Annotated in this window: 20 protein-coding genes; 16 read left to right on the top strand and 4 right to left on the bottom strand. The window is 66.8% G+C overall.

Features of this window, described 5'->3' with window-relative positions; translation table 11 throughout:
- Positions 1-179 precede the first annotated feature (179 nt).
- The 3 genes from G3545_RS17445 to G3545_RS17435 all read left to right on the top strand — a co-directional run bounded on the left by G3545_RS17445 (position 180) and on the right by G3545_RS17435 (position 4,927).
- Positions 180-1,529 carry an aspartate aminotransferase family protein gene (locus G3545_RS17445; RefSeq protein WP_170014543.1) on the top strand — a complete coding sequence of 450 codons (1,350 nt, stop codon included), beginning with the start codon at positions 180-182 and terminating at the stop codon, positions 1,527-1,529.
- Between the two features lie 205 nt (positions 1,530-1,734).
- On the top strand, positions 1,735-4,212 hold the full coding sequence (hrpB, locus tag G3545_RS17440; RefSeq protein ID WP_170014542.1) for an ATP-dependent helicase HrpB: 2,478 nt from the start codon (positions 1,735-1,737) through the stop codon (positions 4,210-4,212).
- A 193-nt stretch (positions 4,213-4,405) separates the two neighbouring features.
- Positions 4,406-4,927, top strand: coding sequence for a TIGR02281 family clan AA aspartic protease (locus G3545_RS17435; protein ID WP_170014541.1), 522 nt, complete (start codon positions 4,406-4,408; stop codon positions 4,925-4,927).
- Positions 4,928-5,099: 172 nt separating this feature from the next.
- Here G3545_RS17435 and G3545_RS17430 read toward each other — a convergent pair whose 3' ends face one another.
- The 3 genes from G3545_RS17430 to G3545_RS17420 form a co-directional block, all read right to left on the bottom strand.
- Positions 5,100-5,684, bottom strand: coding sequence for a TadE/TadG family type IV pilus assembly protein (locus G3545_RS17430; protein ID WP_170014540.1), 585 nt, complete (start codon positions 5,682-5,684; stop codon positions 5,100-5,102).
- Entirely contained in the window at positions 5,681-6,220 is a 540-nt protein-coding gene (locus G3545_RS17425) for a TadE/TadG family type IV pilus assembly protein (RefSeq protein ID WP_246702456.1), read from the bottom strand. The genes G3545_RS17430 and G3545_RS17425 overlap by 4 nt, the downstream gene beginning before the upstream one ends.
- A 182-nt stretch (positions 6,221-6,402) precedes the next feature.
- Positions 6,403-6,873: a pilus assembly protein N-terminal domain-containing protein gene (locus G3545_RS17420; protein WP_170014538.1), complete on the bottom strand. Its 471-nt coding sequence runs from the start codon at positions 6,871-6,873 to the stop codon at positions 6,403-6,405.
- Positions 6,874-7,229: 356 nt separating this feature from the next.
- Between G3545_RS17420 and G3545_RS17415 the strand changes: the two genes are divergently transcribed.
- The 10 genes from G3545_RS17415 (at position 7,230) to G3545_RS17370 (ending at position 16,354) form a co-directional block, all read left to right on the top strand.
- Positions 7,230-7,409, top strand: a complete 180-nt coding sequence (locus G3545_RS17415) for a Flp family type IVb pilin (protein WP_170014537.1) — start codon at positions 7,230-7,232, stop codon at positions 7,407-7,409.
- Positions 7,410-7,490: 81 nt separating this feature from the next.
- Positions 7,491-8,009, top strand: coding sequence for a prepilin peptidase (locus tag G3545_RS17410; protein WP_170014536.1), 519 nt, complete (start codon positions 7,491-7,493; stop codon positions 8,007-8,009).
- A 163-nt stretch (positions 8,010-8,172) separates the two neighbouring features.
- Positions 8,173-8,352 (top strand): hypothetical protein, encoded by a 180-nt coding sequence (locus tag G3545_RS17405; protein ID WP_246702455.1) that lies wholly within the window; start codon positions 8,173-8,175, stop codon positions 8,350-8,352.
- A 164-nt stretch (positions 8,353-8,516) separates the two neighbouring features.
- Positions 8,517-9,302 carry a Flp pilus assembly protein CpaB gene (cpaB, locus tag G3545_RS17400; protein WP_170014534.1) on the top strand — a complete coding sequence of 262 codons (786 nt, stop codon included), beginning with the start codon at positions 8,517-8,519 and terminating at the stop codon, positions 9,300-9,302.
- An 11-nt stretch (positions 9,303-9,313) separates the two neighbouring features.
- On the top strand, positions 9,314-10,816 hold the full coding sequence (locus G3545_RS17395) for a type II and III secretion system protein family protein (RefSeq protein WP_170014533.1): 1,503 nt from the start codon (positions 9,314-9,316) through the stop codon (positions 10,814-10,816).
- A 13-nt stretch (positions 10,817-10,829) separates the two neighbouring features.
- Positions 10,830-11,567: a CpaD family pilus assembly protein gene (locus G3545_RS17390; RefSeq protein ID WP_170014532.1), complete on the top strand. Its 738-nt coding sequence runs from the start codon at positions 10,830-10,832 to the stop codon at positions 11,565-11,567.
- A gap of 46 nt (positions 11,568-11,613) precedes the next feature.
- On the top strand, positions 11,614-12,867 hold the full coding sequence (locus G3545_RS17385; RefSeq protein ID WP_246702909.1) for an AAA family ATPase: 1,254 nt from the start codon (positions 11,614-11,616) through the stop codon (positions 12,865-12,867).
- A gap of 13 nt (positions 12,868-12,880) precedes the next feature.
- Complete coding sequence (locus G3545_RS17380; RefSeq protein ID WP_170014531.1) at positions 12,881-14,341, top strand: CpaF family protein; 1,461 nt, start codon at positions 12,881-12,883, stop codon at positions 14,339-14,341.
- Positions 14,342-14,346: 5 nt separating this feature from the next.
- Positions 14,347-15,327 (top strand): type II secretion system F family protein, encoded by a 981-nt coding sequence (locus G3545_RS17375; RefSeq protein WP_170014530.1) that lies wholly within the window; start codon positions 14,347-14,349, stop codon positions 15,325-15,327.
- Between the two features lie 52 nt (positions 15,328-15,379).
- Positions 15,380-16,354, top strand: coding sequence for a type II secretion system F family protein (locus G3545_RS17370; RefSeq protein WP_170014529.1), 975 nt, complete (start codon positions 15,380-15,382; stop codon positions 16,352-16,354).
- A gap of 6 nt (positions 16,355-16,360) precedes the next feature.
- Here G3545_RS17370 and G3545_RS17365 read toward each other — a convergent pair whose 3' ends face one another.
- The gene (locus tag G3545_RS17365) at positions 16,361-17,680 is read right to left on the bottom strand and encodes a hemolysin family protein (RefSeq protein WP_170014528.1); all 1,320 of its coding nucleotides are present in this window, start codon (positions 17,678-17,680) and stop codon (positions 16,361-16,363) included.
- Positions 17,681-17,849: 169 nt separating this feature from the next.
- On the opposite strand from G3545_RS17365, the gene aroC reads away from it, so the two are divergent.
- The 3 genes from aroC to G3545_RS17350 all read left to right on the top strand — a co-directional run bounded on the left by aroC (position 17,850) and on the right by G3545_RS17350 (position 21,456).
- Positions 17,850-18,962, top strand: coding sequence for a chorismate synthase (gene aroC / locus G3545_RS17360; RefSeq protein WP_170014527.1), 1,113 nt, complete (start codon positions 17,850-17,852; stop codon positions 18,960-18,962).
- Between the two features lie 202 nt (positions 18,963-19,164).
- Entirely contained in the window at positions 19,165-20,478 is a 1,314-nt protein-coding gene (gene ribB, locus G3545_RS17355) for a 3,4-dihydroxy-2-butanone-4-phosphate synthase (RefSeq protein ID WP_170014526.1), read from the top strand.
- A 144-nt stretch (positions 20,479-20,622) separates the two neighbouring features.
- A complete protein-coding gene (locus G3545_RS17350; protein WP_246702454.1) occupies positions 20,623-21,456 on the top strand; it encodes a DUF1194 domain-containing protein in 834 nt (277 codons plus the stop codon).
- Positions 21,457-21,505: the final 49 nt, after the last annotated feature.

Raw genomic sequence — 21,505 nt, 5'->3', positions numbered from 1 at the left:
CGACGTCGGACGCGACGTCAAGGGGCAGAAACGAACGCGATCACTTCATCACATTTTCTCGTGAGGCGGTTGTTGCTGGTTTATTGTACATGACCAGAAACGCAGCTGTTGCGGGCCGTGCATTGGCCCGCCGGCGCTATCGACCCGCGCGAGACCGCCGTACCCGACCGGAGACCCCGATGTCCCTCGCCTATGATCACGACGTCACCGCCGCCGCCGCTCCGAACGACCTTGAAGCCTTCTGGATGGGGTTCACCGCGAACCGGGCCTTCAAGCGCCGCCCGCGCATGATCTCGCGCGCCAAGGACATGCACTATTACACGCCGGAAGGCCGGCCGGTGCTGGACGCCGCCGCCGGCCTGTGGTGCGCCAATGCCGGCCACAACCGCGATCCCATCGTGCAGGCGATCCAGAAGCAGGCCGCCGAGCTCGATTTCGCCCCGACCTTCCAGTACGGCCATCCGAACGCCTTCAAGGCCGCCTCGCGTATCGCCGAGCTGGCGCCGGGCGATCTCGACCATGTGTTCTTCTGCAATTCCGGCTCGGAAGCCGGCGACACCGCGCTGAAGATGGCGCTCGCCTATCATGCGGTGCGCGGCAACGGCACCCGTACCCGGCTGATCGGCCGCGAGCGCGGCTATCACGGGGTCGGCTTCGGCGGCATCTCGGTCGGCGGCATCTCGCCGAACCGCCGCTTCTTTGGCGGCCTGCTGCCCGGCACCGATCACCTGCCGCACACCTATGACCGCGAGAAGCAGGCCTTCTCCAAGGGCGAGCCGGAATGGGGCGCCGAGCGCGCCGACGCGCTGGAGAGCATCGTCGCGCTGCACGATCCGCAGACCATCGCCGCGGTGATCGTCGAGCCGATGGCCGGCTCCACCGGCGTGCTGCCGCCGCCCAAGGGCTATCTGCAGCGGCTGCGCCAGATCTGCGACAAGTACGGCATCCTCTTGATCTTCGACGAAGTCATCACCGGCTTCGGCCGCCTCGGCTATCCCTTCGCCGCCGAGCGCTACGGCGTGGTGCCGGACATGATCACCTTCGCCAAGGGGGTCACTTCCGGTTCGGTGCCGATGGGCGGCGTGATCGCGCGCAAGCACGTGCATGACGCCTTCATGAACGGCCCCGACCACGTCATCGAGTTCTTCCACGGCTACACCTATTCGGCGCATCCGCTGGCCTGCGCCGCCTCCCTGGCGACGCTCGACCTCTATCGCCAGGAAGGCCTGTTCGAGCGCGCCCGCGCGCTGGAGCCGGCCTGGGCCGATGCCATGATGTCGCTGAAGGGCAAGCCGGGGATTCTCGATATCCGCACGCTGGGCCTGGTCGCGGCATTCGACATGGCCTCGCGCCCCGACGCCGTCGGCAAGCGCGGCTATGAGGCGATGGAGACCGCCTTCCACGACGAGGGCATGATGATCCGCGTGACCGGCGACACCATCGCCGTGACCCCGCCGCTCATCATCTCCGAGAGCCAGATCGGCGAAATCGTCGAGAAGATCGGCCGCACCATCGATTCGGTGATGTGAAAAGACGTTCGACTTGAAGTGAACCACGTCATCCTGAGGTGCGAGCAACAGCGAGCCTCGAAGGATGCTGAAGCAGAAGACGGCCGTCGGGGATGGGTATCCTTCGAGGCCGCTTCGCGGCACCTCAGGATGACGTGGTTCTGGACTTGAGAGCGCCTTGCCGCGACGACTGGTCATCGGCCACACAGGCCGCTAAGCCTCGCGCATGCCGCTGCCCGACCTTCCGCCCCTCCCGATCGACGACGTCCTGCCGGAACTGACCGGGACCTTGCGCGCGCGCTCATCCGCGGTCCTCGTTGCCCCGCCCGGCGCCGGCAAGACCACGCGGGTGCCGTTGGCGCTGCTGGACGAGCCTTGGGCCGTGGGGCGCCGCATCCTTGTGCTGGAGCCGCGCCGGCTCGCCGCCCGCGCCTCGGCCGAGCGCATGGCGAAAACGCTCGGCGAAGCGGCCGGGCAGACCGTCGGCTATCGCACCCGCCTCGGCTCGAAGATCGGCCGCGCCACCCGCATCGAGGTCATCACCGAGGGCATCTTCACCCGCATGGTGCTCGACGATCCCGAGCTGTCCGGGGTCGCCGCCGTGCTGTTCGACGAGTTCCACGAGCGCGGCCTCGATGCCGATCTCGGCCTTGCGCTTGCCCTCGATGCTCAAGGAGCGCTGCGCGAGGATTTGCGGCTTCTCGTGATGTCGGCGACGCTCGACGGCGCCCGCGTCGCGCGCCTGATGGGGGAAGCCCCGGTGATCGAGAGCCTGGGTCGCGCCTTTCCGGTCGAGACCCGCTATCTCGGCCGCGATCCGCGCGCGCCGATCGATCGGCAGATGGCGAACGCCGTGCTGCGCGCGCTTGGCGAGGAGAGCGGCTCGATCCTCGCCTTCCTGCCCGGCGCCGGCGAGATACGACGCACCGAGACGCTGCTGCGCGAGGCGGTGCGCGATCCGGCGGTCGAGATCGCCCCGCTCTACGGCACGCTGGACGCCCGCGAGCAGGACCGCGCCATCGCTCCCGCAGCGAAGGGCATGCGCAAGGTGGTGCTCGCCACCTCCATTGCCGAGACCAGCCTCACCATCGAGGGCGTGCGCCTCGTGGTCGATTGCGGCCTTGCCCGCGTGCCGCGCTTCGAGCCGGGCGTCGGGCTGACGCGGTTGGAGACGGTGCGGGTCTCGCGTGCCTCTGCCGACCAGCGCCGGGGCCGCGCCGGGCGCACCGAGCCGGGCGTGTGCTGGCGGCTGTGGAACGAGGCGGAGACGGTGAGCCTGCCGGCTTTCGCAACGCCGGAGATCCTCGCCGCCGACCTTTCCCGCCTGGTGCTCGACCTCGCGGTGTGGGGCGTTGGCGACCCACTGAGCCTCGCTTTCCTCGATCCGCCGCCCACCGCCGCTTTGGCCGAGGCGCGAGCCTTGCTGCATGCGCTCGGCGCGCTCGACGCGGAGGGGCGGCCGACCGAGGCGGGACGGCTGATGGCCCGCCTGCCGCTGGAGCCGCGCCTTGCCTGCATGGTGGTGGAGGGTGCGAGGCGCGGTGCCGGGCGGCTTGCCGCCGAGATCGCGGCCGTCGTCTCCGAGCGCGGGCTCGGAGGCGATGGCGTCGATCTCATGCACCGGCTCGGCGACTTCGCCCGCGACCGCTCCCGCCGCGCCGAAGAGGTGCGCCGTCTTGTCGCGCGGTGGGCCGACGAGGCGGAACGAGCCGTACGCGCCTCGTCGGACGAGGCACCGTCGCCCGCCTTGCTGCTGTCATCCGCCTTCCCGGACCGCGTCGCGCGGGCCCGCGGCGACGGGCGGCGCTTCGTGCTGGCCAATGGCCGCGGCGCCGCGGTCGAGCCCTCATCCTCGCTTGCCCGTGCCCGTTTTCTCGCCGTGGCCGAACTCACCGGCGTCGCCGAGGAGGCACGCGTCCTGCTCGCTGCCGAACTGACACTGCCGGAGATCGAGGCCGAGTTCGGCGACCGCATCAGCGAGGGCGTCGAGACGGCGTTCGATCCTGCCGCCGGAGCGGTACGGGCGCGCCATGTGCGCCGGCTCGGCGCCCTGGTGCTCGGCGAGCGCACCGCTCCGGTCGAGCCGGGACCGGAGACCGCCCGCGCGCTCGCCCGTGGCGCCGCGCTGCGCGGCATCGCCCGGCTGCCCTTCTCGGCCGCACAAGCGCAATGGCTCGACCGCGTGCGCTTCCTCCATGCCAGCGCCCCCGACATCTGGCCGGACCTTTCCGAGGCGCGTCTTGTCGAGACCGCGGAGGAGTGGCTGGCGCCGGCGCTCGACGGCCTCACCAGCCTTGGCGCCATCGATGCCGGCGTGCTCGGCAATGCGCTGCAGTCGCTGCTCCCCTGGGAGCTGGCGCGCCGCATCGAGGAGGAGGCGCCGACCCATTTCGAGGTGCCGACCGGTTCGCGCCTGCCGATCGACTACGCGGCCGAGGGCGGGCCGACTTTGGCGGTACGGGTGCAGGAACTGTTCGGCCTTGGTGTCCATCCCGCCATTGCCGCGGGCCGGGTGCCGCTGGTGCTGGCGCTGCTTTCGCCCGCGCATCGGCCGATCCAGCTGACGCGTGATTTGCCGGCCTTCTGGCGCGGCTCATGGCGTGACGTGCGCGCCGACATGCGCGGCCGCTATCCCAGGCATCCCTGGCCGGAGGATCCGGCAAGCGCCGAGCCGACACGTCGTGCCAAGCCGCGCGGGACGTGAGGCTTTCACCTCGCTCGACTGGTCGTGATCCCGGCCGCAGCGAAGCGTAGAGCCGGGATCGCGTGAAGTCCCGCTCGGCACCTTCCTGCGATCCCGGATCGGCCTGCGGCCGTCCGGAATGAGGGCTGCATCAAGGTGAACTTTCTGCGGTTCGTGCAAGCAAGCCTTCACCTCGAGCGGGTAAGGTCCGGGCATGCTCCGGTCTGTCCTGTTGCTCGCCGCGGTGGCGATGGCGATCGCCTATTTCGCCCCACAGTATCTCGATTTCGCTGGCCGCGAGCCGGCGCGCGCTGCCACGAGCGCGTCGCCGCGCGGGGCGTTGGACAATGATGAAGGTGGGACCGGTCGCCGCTTCCGCATCGCCGCCGATCCGAGCGGCCATTTCCTGGTCGACGCTTTGATCGATGGCCGCAATGTCGATGTGCTGGTCGATACCGGGGCGACCGCTGTGGCGCTGCGCTACGAGGATGCGCGTGCGATGGGGCTGATCCGCCCGTCCGACGATTTCGATGCCCGCGTCTCCACGGCCAACGGCATGGCCCGCGCCAAGAAGGTGCGGCTGTCGCGGGTACGGGTCGGGACCATCACGGTGAGCGACGTCGATGCGCTGGTGACCGAACCGGGCGCGCTCGGCGTCAACCTGCTCGGCATGAGCTTCCTGCGCCGCCTCGCCCGCTTCGAGGTCAGCGGCGGCACGCTGCTGCTGGAGCGCTAGAGCCCTTTCCGTTCGGATGAAAACATCCGAACGACAAGAAAGTGCTCTAGATTCAATAAGCTGGAGCAATTCCTCTTCGATCAGATGATTCCATCTGATCGGGAAATGCTCGAGCGCATGTTCCGCAAAAGTTAGAAGACTTTTGCGATAAGAACATGCGCCAAAGTACAACTCAGCAGCTCACATAGCACACGGTGTTCTGCGTGCGCGGGCGCATATAGGACTGCTCGCCGAGATTGACGGTGGCGGTGTCGAATACGGTGCGGAACAGCGTCGTGTAGTCGTAGCTGGCGCTCGCCGAGATCAGCGAGGCACCATTGACCGCGAGCCCGGTCGGCAGCGAGACCACCGACCCCGCGGCGAGCGGGCCGGTACCGGCGGCGCTGGAGCTGCAATTGCCGTTCAAGAAGACGCGGGTCCAGCCGATGGTCGACTTGCCGGTGGCGGAGGTCACGATGCTGGAGATGGTGATGTTCAGCGTCCCGGTCGGAAATGGCGCGAGCATTGCCAGCGTGCCCTTGCACACCGTGGTGAGCTTGGTCTCGCTGATCGCGGCGCTCTCGCGCGCCACAAGGTCGGCGGCTACGCGCGAAGCGAGGCTCACCTTGCGGTCGGCGCCGATCACCCGCGTCAGCTCGACGCCGCCGAGATAGAGCACCACCATCACCGGGGCGATGAGCGCGAATTCGACGGCGGCAACGCCGCGCGTATCGTGCCGAAGCCGGCTAAAAATCTTTGGCAAAGCGCGGCGGGTCATTGATAGGGCTCGTTCCTGAACACCATGGTCGCCGTCTCCAGCGTGGATCCGTCAGCCTGGTTGCTGAGATCGAGCCCGAAATTCTTGGTCACCGAGGCGACCAGTCCTGCCCATTTGTAATAGACCCGCACCATGACGATGCTGTCAGGGCCGCCGGCGTCGAACTTGAATCCGGAAGGGTCGAGATTTCCTTCCTTCATCGGTGTCGTCACGCTGGTGTCGTAGGCGTCGAGCACCTGGACATCGACATAGACCTTGCCGGAACAGTCGATGAAGGACGGCAGCGTGTTGCACACCGCGGTCTTGAAGGTGTCCTTGTTCATCTTCTGCGTCTGTGCCTGGCCGGTGAGGATCAGCCGGCTGGCATCGATCGTCGCGGTCTCTATGAGCTGGCTCGAGAGCATGGTGAAGGCGGTCTCGAATATGGCGAACAGCAGCGCGAAGAAGATCGGCCCCACCATGGCGAACTCGACGGCGGTAACGCCCTCGCATGCGCGCCCGAACCGCGCGATCGTGCGCGGCAAAGGAACGGGCAAGGCGAATCTCATCGTGGCAGCCTGTCTGGGAAATGACGGACGCGGGGTCTCGCGTCGGAGCGCCGGCCGGGCTCCGCTATCGTGTTTAAGCCAGGCGGCTTGATGATCGGTTGCGGGCGATGCGGAAAAGCCGAACGGGCCGCTCAGGAATTCATTAACCATTGCTGCCGGCGCGCAGCAGGCTATTTCTGCCCGGACAGCGCGTTGCGGTCATTGATCTGCTTCACCGCGGGATCGAACACCTCCGGCGCGTCGCCCGCCGTCACCGTCGGCTCGCACACCGGCGCGCAATCGAGAGTCTGGCGCCCGCCGGTCGGGCCGCGATAGACAGTGACGATCTCGCTGCCGCGCTGCACCACCGCGACCTCATGTTCCATCAGCACCGTGCCGCGGGAATCCAGCGCGATCAGATTGGTGCGCCCGAAGCTCTTGCCGGTGATCACCAGCAAGCCACCCGCCTGGAGCGTGGCATCGGCGATGGCGGGATTGCCGATGACGAGGGTGGCGACGCCGTCCGGCAGCTTCAAAAGCCGCGCCTGGTTCATGGCAACGGAAAGATCCTGCGCTGCGGCGGGCGAAGCGATGAGGAGCAGCGCTGCGGCAAGCGTGGCGCGCCGCCGCGCGCGAAGATCGCGGGAGGAAATGGTCAACACGGCGGGTGTCCCAATATGGTTTCAGCGCTATTTCGGCACGGAAATGGTGAAGATCGCGCTAACGCCAGGCGCGCCGTTAACCATATGGCGTGGCCTCGATCCATGTAGCGGGAGAGGTGGCTGAATGGGGAGCGGGCGCCAAGCATTTGCAGCAGCTACAATTGAAGTAATTTCAACGCTTTTGTTTCAGGATTCTTTAACCAGACATTGGCGGCGGTGTCGTTTAGGAGATTGCGTGATGCGATTTAACTTCAAAGAAAGAGCTGTTCTCTAGGTTCGCCACATCACCGAGCGGGCGCCGGCACAACGAACGCACGACGGTCGAGTGCAAAACAGTGGATCCAGGAGAATTCCAAATGAAGAACCTTTTCAGCCGTTTCGCGAAGGACGAGTCCGGCGCGACCGCCATTGAATACGGCCTCATCGCCGCGGGCATTGCCGTGATCATCGTCGCCGCCGTGCAGCTCACCGGTACCAATCTCGATGCCACCTTCGACAAGATCGCGAAGGCTGTTAATGGTGAAGCCGTTAACTGATCGGCCTGATAGGCAGCGCTATAGAAAGGGCCCCGATCCGGGGCCTTTTTTATTCATGTTGGAATTACAGAGAGATTCGAGATGCTGCTCGCCCAAGTCCTGGTTCTCGGGTTTTTTCCCGCCGCCATGGCCTATGCTGCCGCAAGCGACCTTCTCACTATGACCATCTCCAATAAGCTCTCGATCGCGCTGGTCCTGGGCTTCTACGTCGTCGCCCTGCTGCTGGGCATGCCGGCCACCGCCATCGGCATCCACAGCGCGGCTGGGTTCGTGGTGTTGGCGGTTTCGTTCTCGATGTTCGCGGCGGGCTGGATCGGTGGCGGCGACGCCAAGCTGGTGGCGGCGATCGCACTCTGGCTCGGCTTCGATCAGCTGATGTCCTATCTCATCCTCGCCAGCATCTTCGGCGGAATTCTTACGTTTACCCTGCTCGCGGTGCGGCGCTATGCGCTGCCGATCGCCCTCCAGGAACAGCAATGGGCCGTGCGCCTGCATGCCCCGGGCGCCGGAGTACCGTATGGCATTGCGCTCGCCGCGGCCGCGCTCATCACCTATCCACACGGCGCGGTGATGAAGGCCCTTGCTCATCTCGCGCTGTGACGCGGGCTGCAAAGCATTAACCACAGGACACGGCCCGCTTCTCGCCTCCGTTGCTTTTAACCTGTGGTCAATACGTCCGGCTCTAACGTCAAATCACAATAGATCTGTCTGAAGACAGACGTATTCACAGATGAGCGCAAGCAGAGGATTCGTGATGAGACACATGGCTCATCGGCGCCGGAGCGCCGTCGCCCGCCGCACGCAGGAAACCGGCCTGGAATATGGCCTGATCGCCGCGGCTCTCGCCATCGCTATCGTAACCGTGGTCGCCGGGCTCGGCGCTCGCTATGGCGGCCTCGGGGCGCCGGCCCCGGTCGGCATGGAGCGTGTGGTAGCCCGCTGAGTCGCGACCGGCCGCAGCATTCTCGAAAATCTGCGGCCGACCATTCCCTCCATTACCATTAGTTTCGAAATAGATACTCGTCGTTAACCATGAATTGACGTTTGCCTGCTCGAATGGCGTCAAGGCCGAAACGGCCGCTGGACCGCTGTGGGAGCCGTCATTTCATGAAAGCCGCGCGCATTGTCGTGCTGATGATTGCCATAGGCGCCGGAGGCGTCGCCTATGTGCTGTCGCGCGGCCGCCCGGCACCTGCCCCGACCCCGGCTCCCGTCGCAAAATCCATCGACACGGTCGATATCCTCGTCGCCAAACGCGACATCGGGGTAGGCCAGAGGCTCGTCGCTGACGATCTTGGCTGGCAGAACTGGCCGCTCGCCGCGGCCGGCGACGGGATGATCCGCCAATCCAGTCGGCCGGATGCCGTCAAGGACTTCACCGGTGCGGTGGCGCGCGGCACCTTCACCGGCGGCGAGCCGATCCGCGAGCAGAAGCTGATCCGCGCCGATGGCTCCGGCTTCATGTCCGCCATCCTGCCCGAGGGCATGCGCGCGGTGTCCGCCGAAGTGGCGGAGGAAAAGCGCGCCGGCGGCTTCGTGCTGCCGAATGACCGCGTCGACGTCATGCTGACGCGCACCGATCCGGAATCGCAGAAGAACGGCACCGGTCTCGTCACCGAGACCATCCTCACCAATGTGCGGGTGCTCGCCATCGGCCAGGTGATCGAGGACAAGGAAGGCCAGCGCTCGGTCGCCGGCAAGGCGACGGCAACGCTGGAGCTCAGCCCGCGCCAGTCGGAGATCCTCGCCTCGGCTAGCGAGAACGGCACCCTCTCGCTGGCGCTGCGCAGCCTCGCCGATTCGTCGCCCAGTGCCCCGGGTTCGCCGGAGCGCGAAGCGAATTCCCTCAACATCGTGCGCTACGGCGTGCCTTCCATCGCCACCACACGATGAGGACGGAACACATGCGGCTCCGCTCCCGAAAGGATCGCGCGCTCGGCGCCTGGCGCCGTTCGGCTTTCATCGGTCTCCTTGCCATATCGGCCTGCGCCGGCATTGTGCCGCCGGTGCACGCCGCCGATCCGGCCTATGGCGACTATGCCGGCACGCCGGGGCGCTCCAAGGTACTGCCCATCGGCATCGGCAAGTCGGTAGTGATCGACCTGCCGCGCGAGATCAAGGACGTGCTGGTGGCGAATCCCGCCATCGCCAATGCCGTCGTGCGCTCGGCACGCCGCGCCTATCTGATCGGCGTCGCCCCGGGCCAGACCAGTATCGTCTTCTTCGACGCCGAGGGCCGGCAGATCGTCGGCTATGATGTCGAGGTCGGGCGCGACGGCACCGGCATGAAGGCGGCGCTCGCCAAGATCATTCCCACCGCTTCGGTCAGCGTCGATGTCGTCAATGACAGCGTGGTGCTGTCCGGCCAGGTGGCCAATGCCGGCGAGGCGCAGACCATTGTCGATGCCGCCGCCAAGCTGGTCGGCGATCCCAACAAGGTGGTGAATGGCCTCACCATCCGCGACAAGGAGCAGGTGTTGCTCAAGGTCTCGGTCGCGGAAGTGAACCGCACCGTCATCAAGCAACTCGGCGTCGACTGGAACGCGGAGAACCTCAACATCGGTGGCATGGTGTTCACTGCTGCGACCGGCTTCCCGTTCCCGGTGAACGGCGATCTTGGCTCAGTGATCGGCGGCGACCGCGTCAAGAACATCACCGTGCCGGATTATGGCGGCGATGCCGGGAAGATGCTCAATGCACGTGACTCGATCGGTGCGACGGTCAAGGCGCTGGAGCAGACCGGCATCTTTCGTACCTTGGCAGAGCCGACGCTCACCGCAATCTCCGGCGAATCCGCCGAGTTCCTCGCCGGTGGTGAGTTCCCTTATACGGTATGTTCGGCAGCCGATGGCGGCTATACCTGCAGCACCGAGTTCAAGCCGTTCGGCGTGAACCTGAAATTCACCCCCGTGGTGCTTTCCTCCGGTCGCATCAGCCTGCGCGTCTCCACCGAAGTCAGCGAGATCGACCCCACCATCTCGCCGACCCGCGTCATCACCAACGGCACCACCACCATCTCCAACAGCACACCGGCGCTCGCGGTACGGCGCGCCACCTCGACCATCGAACTGCCCTCCGGCGGCTCGATGGCGATGGCCGGCATGATCCAGAACAAGACCCGCCAGACTGTCTCCGGTCTGCCCGGCCTGCTGAGCCTCCCGGTGCTCGGCACGCTGTTCAAGAGCCGTGACTACCAGCGCGGCGAGACCGAGCTGGTGATCCTGGTCACGCCCTATCTCGCCAAGCCGGTGGCTACCAGCCAGCTCGCCCGTCCGGATGATGGCTTCGCCGATCCGTCCGACCCGTCCACAATATTTCTTAGCCGGCTGAATCGTATCTATGGCGTGCCGGGCACCACGGCGGACCCCAGAAGATTCGAGGGCCGCTATGGCTTCATCATCGATTGAGGGCAGGCAGATCATGACCGCATCCGCCGTCCTCCGCCGCCTCGCTCTCCCATTACCCGTGCTGGCCGCGCTGCTCGCTGGCGCCTGCACGCCGCAGCTCGCCGATCGCGACATCACCGGCTCGATCTCGTCCGACTACCGCGTCAACCATCCGATCCGCATGGTGGAAGGCGACCGCTCGATCGACATCTTCGTCGGCTCCGGCCGCGGCGGGCTGATGCCGGAGCAGCGGGCGCAGGTCGGCGCGTTCGCCTCCGCCTGGCGGCGCGAGAGCTCGGGCGTGCTGTTCATCGAAGTGCCGGCCGGCACCCCGAACGAGCTTGCGGCGCGCTCGACCGCCAAGGAGATCCGCAGCGTGCTCGCCGCCTATGGCGTACCGGCCAGCACCATCCAGATGCGGGTGGCGCAGCTTGGCGGGATTGCCAGCGACCTGCCGCCGATCCGGCTCTCTTATGCGCTGGTCCAGGCCAGGGTCGACCAATGCGGCCTGTGGCCGGACGATCTCGGGCCGACCGCGGCCCGCTCCACCTTCGAGAACCGGCCCTATTACAATTTTGGCTGTGCCAGCCAGCAGAACTTCGCTGCCATGGTCGCCAATCCCGAGGACCTGGTGCAGCCACGTCCCGAGACACCGCCCATGGCGGCGCGACGGCAGGTGGTGCTCGACAAGTACCGCCAGGGCCAGGACCCTTCGACCCAGTACGAAGAGGGCCAGGCGAAGGTCGATTCCAGCAATGTCGGTTCGCAGTGAGGCCGGCATGATGGCACCCTCGCACTCGACCGCCACCGCCGAGCAGATGGCGCAGCGCGCCAGCGTGCGGGCGGCCGAGACCAATCTCGCCATCCATGTGCCGCCGCTGCCGCGGGTCTCGGTCCAGGCCTTCTGCGAGAGCCCGGCGATCGCGGGCGCAGTGCAGGCGGCGGGCAGCGACCGCCGCATGGCGCGCGCCAATCTCAAGCTGCAGATGGGCGGGCTCACCGCTGCCGAGGAAGCCTATCGCCACGCCTCGACCCCGAACGTGATCCTGATCGAGAGCCCGGCGACCCGCGAAGCGTTGTTCTCCGGGCTCGAACGGCTCGCCCAGCATTGCGACCACGGCACCAAGGTGGTGGTGATCGGCCGGCAGAACGACATCATGCTCTATCGCGAGCTGATCCGCCGCGGCGTCTCCGACTATCTGATCGAGCCGGTGGAGCCGCTCGACATCGTCGCCGCGCTTTCGGGCCTCTATGCGACGCCGGATGCCGAGCCGCTCGGGCGCACGCTGGCGGTGTATGGCGCCAAGGGCGGCGTCGGCGCCTCCACCATCGCCCACAATGTCGCTTTCGCCATTGCCCGGCATTTCGACATGGAGACGGTGATCGCCGATCTCGATCTGCCGTTCGGCACCGCGGGCCTCGACTTCAACCAGGATCCCCCGCAGGGCACCGCCGACGCCGTGCTGTCGCCGGAGCGCGTCGATGCCGCCTTCGTCGAACGCCTGCTGTCGAAATGCGCCGACCGCCTCAGCTTGCTGGCGGCGCCGGCGACGCTGGAGCGAACCTACGATCTCACCCCTGAAGCCTTCGATCCGCTGCTCGACGTGCTGCGCGCCGCCGCGCCGATGATCGTGCTCGACGTGCCGCATGTGTGGAACGCCTGGTCGCGCCACGCTTTGCTTGGCGCCGACGAGGTGCTGATCGTCGCCGCGCCCGACCTCGCCAATCTGCGCAATGCCAAGAACCTGATGGACCTGATGCGCACCGCGCGGCCGAATGACAAGCCGCCGCGCTATGTGCTGAACCAGGTCGGCCTCGCCAAGCGCCCGGAGATCCGCGCCGGCGATTTTGCCAAGGCGCTCGCCGCCGAGCCGCTGGCCGTGCTGCCGTTCGAGGCGGCGCTGTTCGGCACCGCGGCCAATAATGGCCAGATGATCGCCGAGGTGAATGCCGGCCACAAGGCGGTGGAGTCCTTCCGCGCCATCGCCCGCTCCGTCACCGGGCGGATCGACCAGCGCGGCAGCAGTGGCTCCATGATCGCGCCGCTGATCGCGCGGCTGCGCAGGAAATAGGGGCGCGGACGCGATGTTCGGCAAGCGAGGCACGAGCGGAGGGGCCCTACCGGTCAGCAGACCCACTGCGACGCCGCAGGTCGCCCCGCCGCGCGACCCGGCCGCCCCGGTACCGGGAGCCTATGCGTCGGCGCCCGCCGCCTATGTCTCGGCGTCGGCCCCGCCACCGCCGCCGCGGCGCTCGGACGGTTTCTACGAGACCAAGAGCCAGATCTTCGGCGCGCTGATCGAGGCCATCGACCTCACCCAGCTGGCCCGGCTCGACGCGGCTTCCGCGCGCGAGGAAATCCGCGACATCATCAACGAGATCATCGCGATCAAGAACATCGTGATGTCGATCTCCGAGCAGGAGGAACTGCTCGAGGACATCTGCAACGACGTGCTCGGCTATGGTCCGCTCGAGCCGCTGCTGGCGCGCGACGACATTGCCGACATCATGGTGAACGGCGCCGACACCGTTTACATCGAGGTGCAGGGCAAGATCGAGCGCAGCCATGTCCGGTTTCGCGACAATCAGCAGCTGCTCAATATCTGCCAGCGCATCGTCAGCCAGATCGGTCGCCGCGTCGATGAATCGAGCCCGATCTGCGACGCCCGCCTGCCGGACGGCTCGCGCGTCAACGTCATCGCCCCGCCGCTCTCCATCGACGGACCGACGCTGACCATCCGCAAGTTCAAGCGCGACAAGCTGACCCTCGACCAGCTGGAACGCTTCGGCTCGATCTCGCCGGAAGGCGCCGAGGTGCTGAAGATCATCGGCCGCTGCCGGGTCAATACGTTGATCTCCGGCGGCACCGGTTCCGGCAAGACCACGCTGCTCAACTGTCTCACCCGCTATATTGACGACGACGAGCGCGTCATCACCTGCGAGGACGCCGCGGAATTGCAGCTCCAGCAGCCGCATGTGGTGCGGTTGGAAACGCGGCCACCGAACCTCGAAGGCGAGGGCCAGGTGACGATGCGCGATCTGGTGCGAAACTGCCTGCGCATGCGGCCCGAGCGCATCATCGTCGGCGAGGTGCGCGGACCCGAGGCATTCGACCTCTTGCAGGCGATGAACACCGGCCATGACGGCTCGATGGGCACGTTGCACGCCAACTCGCCGCGCGAGGCGATGTCGCGTCTTGAATCCATGATCACCATGGGCGGCTTCGCGCTGCCCTCGCGCACGCTGCGCGAGATGATTGTCTCCTCCATCGACATCATCGTGCAGGCGGCGCGCCTGCGCGACGGCTCGCGCCGCATCACCCACATCACCGAGGTGCTGGGGATGGAGGGCGACGTCATCATCACCCAGGACCTGTTCGTCTACGAGATGCTCGGCGAGGACGCCCACGGCCGAATCCTCGGCCGTCATCGTTCGACCGGCATCGGCCGGCCGCGCTTCTGGGACCGCGCCAGATATTATGGCGAGGATGTGCGGCTGGCGAAGGCGCTCGACGCCGCCGAGCTCGCCGAGCCGATACGGAGCTGAGCGCCATGGAGGGGCTCTGGGTTCCGCTGCTCGCCACGCTCGCTGCCGGCGGCCTCGCCTATGTCTTCATCTTCCCGCTGCTCTCCGGGGAGCGGGCGGCCGAGCGGCGCATGCGCGACGTCGCCATGACCGACGCCGTGGTGCGCCGGACCAAGCGCGGCGCGCCTGATCCTGCTGTCACGCGCCGCCAGCAGGTCGAGGAATCGCTGAAGGAGCTCGATGCGCGGCGCCGCAATGCGCGCCGACCGCCGCTGCAGGTGCGCATCACCCAGGCCGGGCTGACCTGGAGCCGTCAGCGCTTCCTCATCATCAGCGTGGTGCTCGGCATCCTCGCTCTGCTGCTGGCCGTCATCTTCCGCTGGCCGATCTATCTCGCCCTCGGTGTGGGCTTCGTCGCCGGCTTCGGCCTGCCGCGCTGGCTGCTGAACTGGCTGAAGAAGCGGCGCGAGCAGAAATTCCTGCGTGAATTCCCCAATGCGGTGGATGTCATCGTGCGGGGCGTGAAATCCGGCCTGCCGCTCGGCGACTGCATCCGCGTCGTCGCCTCCGAATCCCAGGAGCCGGTGCGCGGCGAATTCCGCCACATCGTCGAGACCCAGGCGCTCGGCATTCCGCTGTCCGATGCCTGCGCCCGGCTGTTCGAGCGCGTGCCACTCGCCGAGACCAGCTTCTTCACCATCGTCGTGTCGATCCAGGCGAAGTCCGGCGGCAATCTTTCCGAGACGCTCGGCAATCTCTCCCGCGTGCTGCGCGAGCGGCGGAAGATGCAGGAGAAGATCCAGGCGATGAGCATGGAGGCCAAGGCTTCCGCCGCCATCATCGGCTCGCTGCCGATCGCGGTGATGCTGCTCGTCTATCTCTCGACGCCGTCCTACATCGCGCTCTTGTGGACCGAGCCGCTCGGCCGGTTGATGCTCGCAGGATCAGCGTTCTGGATGTTCACCGGCATCCTCGTGATGCGCAAGATGATCAATTTCGACTTCTGAGCATGACGCCGAAAACATCATGCTCTCCTTCGCAGTAGTCTAGGCGCCACCCATGGTCGATGCGATCATCGATAAGCTGCACGACGTCCAGTTCATGGCGACGCTGTTCACCATGATCGCGGCGGTGGCGACGGTGTTCACCTTCGCCATGCCCTATCTGTCGGATGATCTCGAGAAGCGCATGCGCACCGTCGCCATCGAGCGCGACCGTATCCGCGCCCGGGAGCGTGAGCGCCTCGCCCGCGGCCAGGAGAAGATCGAGCTGCGCAAGGCGCCTAAGGCCTACATGCAGCAGGCAGTGGAGCAACTGAACCTGCGCAAATGGCTGGGCGAGGAGCATGTCCGCCTCACCTTGATGAAGGCGGGCTATCGGGGGCAGAGCCCCTATGTCGTCTATCTGTTCTTCCGCATGGTGGTGCCGATCGCGCTGATCCTGGTGTCGGCGCTCTATCTCTTCGTGCTGGCGCCGCCGGATTATCCGGCCATCATGCGGCTCGGCGCCGTCATCTTCGCCGCGTATCTCGGCCTCAAGGCGCCGGACCTGTTCCTCGCCAACAAGATCCAGCGCCGGCAATTCTCCATCCGCCGGGCCTTCCCGGATGCGCTGGACCTGATGCTGATCTGCGTCGAATCCGGCATGTCGATCGAGACCGCCTTCCAGCGGGTGAGCAAGGAGATCGGCGCGCAGTCGGTCGATCTCGCCGAGGAACTGACGCTGGCGACTGCCGAGCTGTCGTTCCTGCCGGATCGCCGGCAAGCCTATGAGAATCTCGCGCAGCGCGTTGACCTCGAAGGGGTGAGGGCAGTGTGCACCGCGCTGATCCAGTCTGAGCGCTACGGCACCCCGCTTGGCCAGACGCTACGCGTGCTGGCGCAGGAGAATCGCGACCTGCGCATGAGCGCGGCGGAGAAGAAGGCGGCTGCGCTGCCGCCTCAGCTCACCGTGCCGATGATCCTGTTCTTCCTGCCGGTACTGTTCATCGTCATTCTCGGCCCGGCGGCCATCAAGCTGATGGCCATTCGCTGACGGATGTCACCCGGCGACCGGTGCCCTGCGGCGCGCCGGGACGGCGCGCGAGACCAGCAATTTGTCGATGCGTCGCCCATCCATGTCCACCACCTCGAAGCGCCAGCCATTGGTCTCGAACGCGGTGCCCTCCTGCGGCAGCGACTTCAGCACATTGAGCGCGAAGCCGGCTGCGGTGTGGAACCCGGCGTCGCTCGGAATGCGGATGGCGAGCAGGTCGGCGAGTTCGTCGGTCGGCGTGGCGCCGGCGACCAGATAGGAACCGTCGGCGCGCTCCACCACATGCGGGCCGGGGTGGCCCTCCTCGCTGAGGATCACCGTGCCGGCAATGGCGTCGAGCAGGTCCGCCGGGGTCAGCACCCCGACCATCGAGCCGTACTCATCGACCACCAGCGCAAGCGGGGAGGCGGCGTTGCGCAGCACCTTCATGGCGTCGAGCGCGCCCGCCGTCTCCACCAGCACTGCGGCCGGCTTGACGAACTGGCGGGGGTCGGGCGTAGCGCCGTCGAGATAGGCTTCCAGCAGGTCGCGTATGTCTATGACGCCGATGGATTCCTCCGGCGTGCCCTCACAGGCCGGCATGCGGGTGTGCTTGGTCTCGCGGATGGTACGGCGGACGTCGTCCGGATCGTCGGTGAGGTCGATCCAGTCGACGTCGGTGCGCGGCGTCATCACCGCGCGCACCGGCCGGTCGGCCAGGCGCATCACGCCGGCGATCATGCGGCGCTCGTCGGGATCGATGACGCCGGCGGTCTCGGCCTCGGCGACGATGGCGCGGATCTCCTCGTCGGTGACGTTGTTGGCCTGGTCGGCGTTCGGGTCGCCAAGCAGGCGCAGCACCAGGCGGGTCGAGATGTCGAGCGCCCATACCGCGGGTGCGGAGATCCGGGAGAGCACCACCATCGCCGGCGCTACCAGGATGGCGAGCTTCTCCGGGCTCTGCAGAGCCAGGCGCTTCGGGATCAGTTCACCGACGATGAGCGAGAAATAGGTGATGGCGGCGACCACCAAGACGTAACCGGCACCCTGGGCGACGCTTGGGGAGAGGCCCTGCGTCTGCAGCCAGTTGCCCAGCGATTCGCCGAGCGTGGCGCCGGAGAAGGCGCCGGCGAGGATGCCGATCAGCGTGATGCCGATCTGCACGGTGGAGAGGAACCGCCCGGGATCGGCGGCGAGCCCGAGCGCGGCGCGGGCGCCCTTCGAGCCCTGGTCGGCGCGCGCACGCAGCCGCGCCGGGCGCGAGGAGACGACCGATAATTCGGCCATGGCAAGGACGCCGTTCACGAGAACGAGCAGGACGACGACGGCGATTTCGAACAGCGGCATCTAGGGTCGCAAGCAGCCTCAATATCCGCCACCTTTAGCACGGCTGCGCGGTTTGGCGATGCGCGCCATTGCCGCCTATACATGATGAGTAACGTGGCCCGCGGTTTGACGCTTCCCCGCAACCCGCCTAGAACGCGGCGATCCCGCCTCTGCTTGCCGCTGGAACGCCATGTCCCACAACACGTTCGGCCATTTGTTCCGCGTTACCAGCTTCGGCGAAAGCCACGGTCCGGCAATCGGCGGCGTCATCGATGGCTGCCCGCCGAACATCGCCTTCCGGCTGGAGGATATGCAGGGCGCGCTCGACAAGCGACGGCCCGGCCAGTCGCGCTTCACCACCCAGCGCCGCGAGCCGGACGAGGTGAAGATTCTGTCCGGCGTGCTGCCGGGCGAGGACGGATTGTTCATCACCACCGGCACGCCGATCGCCTTCCTGATCGAGAATGTCGACCAGCGCTCCAAGGATTATTCCGAGATCGCGGCGAGCTATCGCCCCGGCCATGCCGATTACGCCTATGACGTGAAATACGGCATTCGCGACTATCGTGGCGGCGGGCGTTCCTCGGCGCGCGAGACCGCGATCCGCGTCGCCGCCGGCGCCATCGCCCGCAAGGTGCTGCCCGAGGTCACCGTGCGCGGCGCGCTGGTGCGCATGGGCGAGATCGCCATTGATCGCGGCAAATGGGACTGGGACGAGATCGACCGCAATCCCTTCTTCTGCCCGGACGCCGAAGCCGCGGCAAAGATGGAGCCCTATCTCGACGGCATCCGCAAGGCCGGCTCCTCGGTCGGCGCGGTGATCGAGGTGGTGGCCGAGGGCGTGCCGCCCGGCCTCGGCGCGCCGATCTATGGCAAGCTCGATTCCGATCTCGCCGCAGCACTGATGAGCATCAATGCGGTGAAGGGCGTCGAGATCGGCGAGGGCTTCGAGGCCGCGACGCTGACCGGCGAAGCCAATGCCGACGAGATGCGCATGGGCAATGACGGCCGCCCGATCTTCCTCGCCAATCATGCCGGCGGCATTCTCGGTGGCATCTCCACCGGCCAGCCGGTGGTGGCGCGCTTCGCGGTGAAGCCGACCTCCTCCATCCTCAACCCGCGCCGCACCGTGACGCGCTATGGCGAGGACGCCGAGATCGTCACCAAGGGGCGCCACGACCCGTGCGTCGGCATCCGCGCCGTGCCGGTCGGCGAGGCCATGGTGGCTTGCGTGCTGGCCGACCACCTGCTGCGCCAACGCGGCCAGGTCGGTGAGCCGGTGGCGTGGCCGTTCTCCAGGTAATTCCAGGCGTCATCCCGGACGGCCGCAGGCCGATCCGGGATCGCAGGAAGGTGCCGAGCGGGACTTCACGCGATCCCGGCTCTCGCTCCGCTCGGCCGGGATGACGTCTTTCGGCGGCATTGCGCCTCGGCATTTTCAGCATTGCTGAAAACATTTCGCGCCTTCATTGCCGCCGAAGGCGCGCCCTTCTATACTCCTTCGTATGAAGCTTACGGATTGGCTCCGCTCCACCGGCACTACGCGCAGCGCGTTCGCACGCGCGGCGGGCTTGTCGCCGGCCAGCATCACCGCGCTGTGCAAGGACGAGCCGGCCTGGGTATCGCGCGAGGCTGCCGCGCGCATCGCCACCGCAACCGACGGCGCCGTCACCCCTAACGACTTCCTCGGGCTTGAGGGCTTGGGCCTCGAAATCCAGAAGGTGAAGACCATGAACGACACCATTCGCTCCCGCATCGACGCGGCGATCGAGGCTTTCGCGCAGGGTGAGATGCTGGTCGTCACCGATGATGACGACCGCGAGAATGAAGGCGACCTCATCGTCGCCGCGCAGTTCGCCACGCCCGAGAAGCTTGCCTTCATCGTGCGCCACACCTCCGGTATCGTCTGCACCCCGCTCACCGCCGAGCACGCGCGGCGCCTCAGGCTCTCGCCGATGGTGACCGAGAATGATGCGCCGCATTCCACCGCCTTCACCGTCTCGGTGGATTATCGCCACGGCACCACCACCGGCATCTCGGCCGAGGACCGCACCGCTACCGTGCGCGGCCTCGCCAATCCGAATGCCGGCGCCGCCGATTTCGTCCGTCCAGGCCATATCTTCCCGCTGATCGCCCGTGAGGGCGGGGTGCTGATGCGCTCCGGCCATACCGAGGCCGCGGTTGATCTCTGCCGGCTGGCCAACCTCGAGCCGGTCGGCGTCATTTGCGAGCTGGTCAATGATGACGGCACGGTGATGCGCGGGCCGCGGGTTGCTGATTTCGCGAGCACCCATGGCCTCAGGCGCATTTCGGTCGCCGACCTCATCGCCTATCGCCAGGCGCGCGAGAAGCTGGTCACCCGCGCCGCCGAATTCGACGCCCCGACCGCGGTCGGCGAGATGCACGCCATTTCCTATGTCACGCCGTTCGATCCGGTGAACCATCTCGCTCTGGTGCATGGCCGCATCGGCGACGGGCGCGACGTGCTGGTCCGGCTGCATCGCGCCGATCCGATCGGCGACGTCTTCACCGGTGGCAACGCCATTCGCTGCTCGCTGGAGCGTATCAAGGCGGAGGGCCGGGGCGTGCTGGTCTATCTGCGCGACGGCACCTCCGGTGTGCCGGCCACCGCGCTCGGCGACAAGACCGATTCAGCCAAGCTGCGCGACGAGAACTGGCGCGAGGTCGGCCTCGGCGCGCAGATCCTGAAGGACCTCGGCATTTCCTCGATCCGCCTCATCGCTTCGCGGACCCGCACCTATGTCGGCCTTGCCGGTTTCGGCATCGAGATTACCGGCACCGAGCCGCTGGACGTCTGACGCTACCCCATATCGGGGTAGTGTAGATCACGCGATCGGCACGTGCTGCCTGCAATTTCGGCTTCTGGCGACTCGGAGCCCGTGCCACCATCGTCGCAGACGGGTCCCCGACACGTCGGGGTTCCGTCCGAGACGGAGGTCGCGATGGTGCGCATGCGCATGCGGCCTGCTGGAACCCTGTTCCTCCAGGCTGTGCTCTCGGCTCTGATTCTGGCCCTCTGGGCCGCCATCGTTCCGGCCGGAGCGGCGGATGAACAGGTGGATGTCGAGCTGGTGCTCGCGGTCGACGTCTCCTACTCGATGGACCTCGACGAACTGGCGCTGCAGCGCGAGGGCTATATCGGCGCCGTCACCTCGCCCGAATTCCTCAATGCCTTGAAACTCGGGCCGAACGGCCGCGTCGCGCTGGCCTATATGGAATGGGCCGGTGTCGACGAGCAGAAGCTGGTGGTCGACTGGACCATCGTCGATGGCCCGGCCAGCGCCGCCCGTTTCGCCACCGCCATCCAGGAAGCGCCGCTGCGCCGCGTCTATCGCACCTCAATATCCGGGGCGATGAATTTCGGCGCCGCGCTGTTCGACAATAACGGCATACGGGGCCTGCGCCGCGTCATCGACATATCGGGCGACGGCACCAACAACCAGGGGCCATTGGTGGAGCCGACCCGCGATGGCCTCGTCTCGCGCGGCATCACCATCAACGGCCTGCCATTGCTCCTGAAGGAGCCGGCCGGCTCGATGCTCGATATCGAACAGCTCGATGTCTATTACGAGGATTGCGTGATCGGCGGGCCGGGCGCCTTCGTCATCCCGATCCGCGCCAAGCATGAATTCGCCGATGCCATCAAGACCAAGCTGGTTTTGGAAGTCGCTGGCGTGAAGCCGCCGCCGCACGTCATGGTGCTGCCGGCGGTAAGCCCGCCGCGCATCTCCTGCACCATCGGCGAGCGCATGTGGATGGACCGCTGGGGGAATTAGTTCTCCCCCCTCGCTACCGGGTGGTCATCCCGGCCGTCCGGGATGACGA

The organism is Starkeya sp. ORNL1 (genome assembly GCF_012971745.1).
Lineage (GTDB): Bacteria > Pseudomonadota > Alphaproteobacteria > Rhizobiales > Xanthobacteraceae > Ancylobacter.
Note: the sequence above shows the minus strand (reverse complement) of the source record. Positions and strands in the feature narration are given on the sequence as shown.

Excerpts from the sequence above, each read along its gene's own strand:
- G3545_RS17445 (WP_170014543.1), top strand. The coding sequence starts at position 180 with ATGTCCCTCGCCTATGATCACGACGTCACCGCCGCCGCCGCTCCGAAC.
- hrpB (WP_170014542.1), top strand. The coding sequence starts at position 1,735 with ATGCCGCTGCCCGACCTTCCGCCCCTCCCGATCGACGACGTCCTGCCG.
- G3545_RS17435 (WP_170014541.1), top strand. The coding sequence starts at position 4,406 with ATGCTCCGGTCTGTCCTGTTGCTCGCCGCGGTGGCGATGGCGATCGCC.
- G3545_RS17430 (WP_170014540.1), bottom strand. The coding sequence starts at position 5,684 with ATGACCCGCCGCGCTTTGCCAAAGATTTTTAGCCGGCTTCGGCACGAT.
- G3545_RS17415 (WP_170014537.1), top strand. The coding sequence starts at position 7,230 with ATGAAGAACCTTTTCAGCCGTTTCGCGAAGGACGAGTCCGGCGCGACC.
- G3545_RS17410 (WP_170014536.1), top strand. The coding sequence starts at position 7,491 with ATGCTGCTCGCCCAAGTCCTGGTTCTCGGGTTTTTTCCCGCCGCCATG.
- G3545_RS17405 (WP_246702455.1), top strand. The coding sequence starts at position 8,173 with ATGGCTCATCGGCGCCGGAGCGCCGTCGCCCGCCGCACGCAGGAAACC.
- cpaB (WP_170014534.1), top strand. The coding sequence starts at position 8,517 with ATGAAAGCCGCGCGCATTGTCGTGCTGATGATTGCCATAGGCGCCGGA.
- G3545_RS17395 (WP_170014533.1), top strand. The coding sequence starts at position 9,314 with ATGCGGCTCCGCTCCCGAAAGGATCGCGCGCTCGGCGCCTGGCGCCGT.
- G3545_RS17390 (WP_170014532.1), top strand. The coding sequence starts at position 10,830 with ATGACCGCATCCGCCGTCCTCCGCCGCCTCGCTCTCCCATTACCCGTG.
- G3545_RS17385 (WP_246702909.1), top strand. The coding sequence starts at position 11,614 with ATGGCGCAGCGCGCCAGCGTGCGGGCGGCCGAGACCAATCTCGCCATC.
- G3545_RS17380 (WP_170014531.1), top strand. The coding sequence starts at position 12,881 with ATGTTCGGCAAGCGAGGCACGAGCGGAGGGGCCCTACCGGTCAGCAGA.
- G3545_RS17375 (WP_170014530.1), top strand. The coding sequence starts at position 14,347 with ATGGAGGGGCTCTGGGTTCCGCTGCTCGCCACGCTCGCTGCCGGCGGC.
- G3545_RS17370 (WP_170014529.1), top strand. The coding sequence starts at position 15,380 with ATGGTCGATGCGATCATCGATAAGCTGCACGACGTCCAGTTCATGGCG.
- G3545_RS17365 (WP_170014528.1), bottom strand. The coding sequence starts at position 17,680 with ATGCCGCTGTTCGAAATCGCCGTCGTCGTCCTGCTCGTTCTCGTGAAC.
- aroC (WP_170014527.1), top strand. The coding sequence starts at position 17,850 with ATGTCCCACAACACGTTCGGCCATTTGTTCCGCGTTACCAGCTTCGGC.
- ribB (WP_170014526.1), top strand. The coding sequence starts at position 19,165 with ATGAAGCTTACGGATTGGCTCCGCTCCACCGGCACTACGCGCAGCGCG.
- G3545_RS17350 (WP_246702454.1), top strand. The coding sequence starts at position 20,623 with ATGGTGCGCATGCGCATGCGGCCTGCTGGAACCCTGTTCCTCCAGGCT.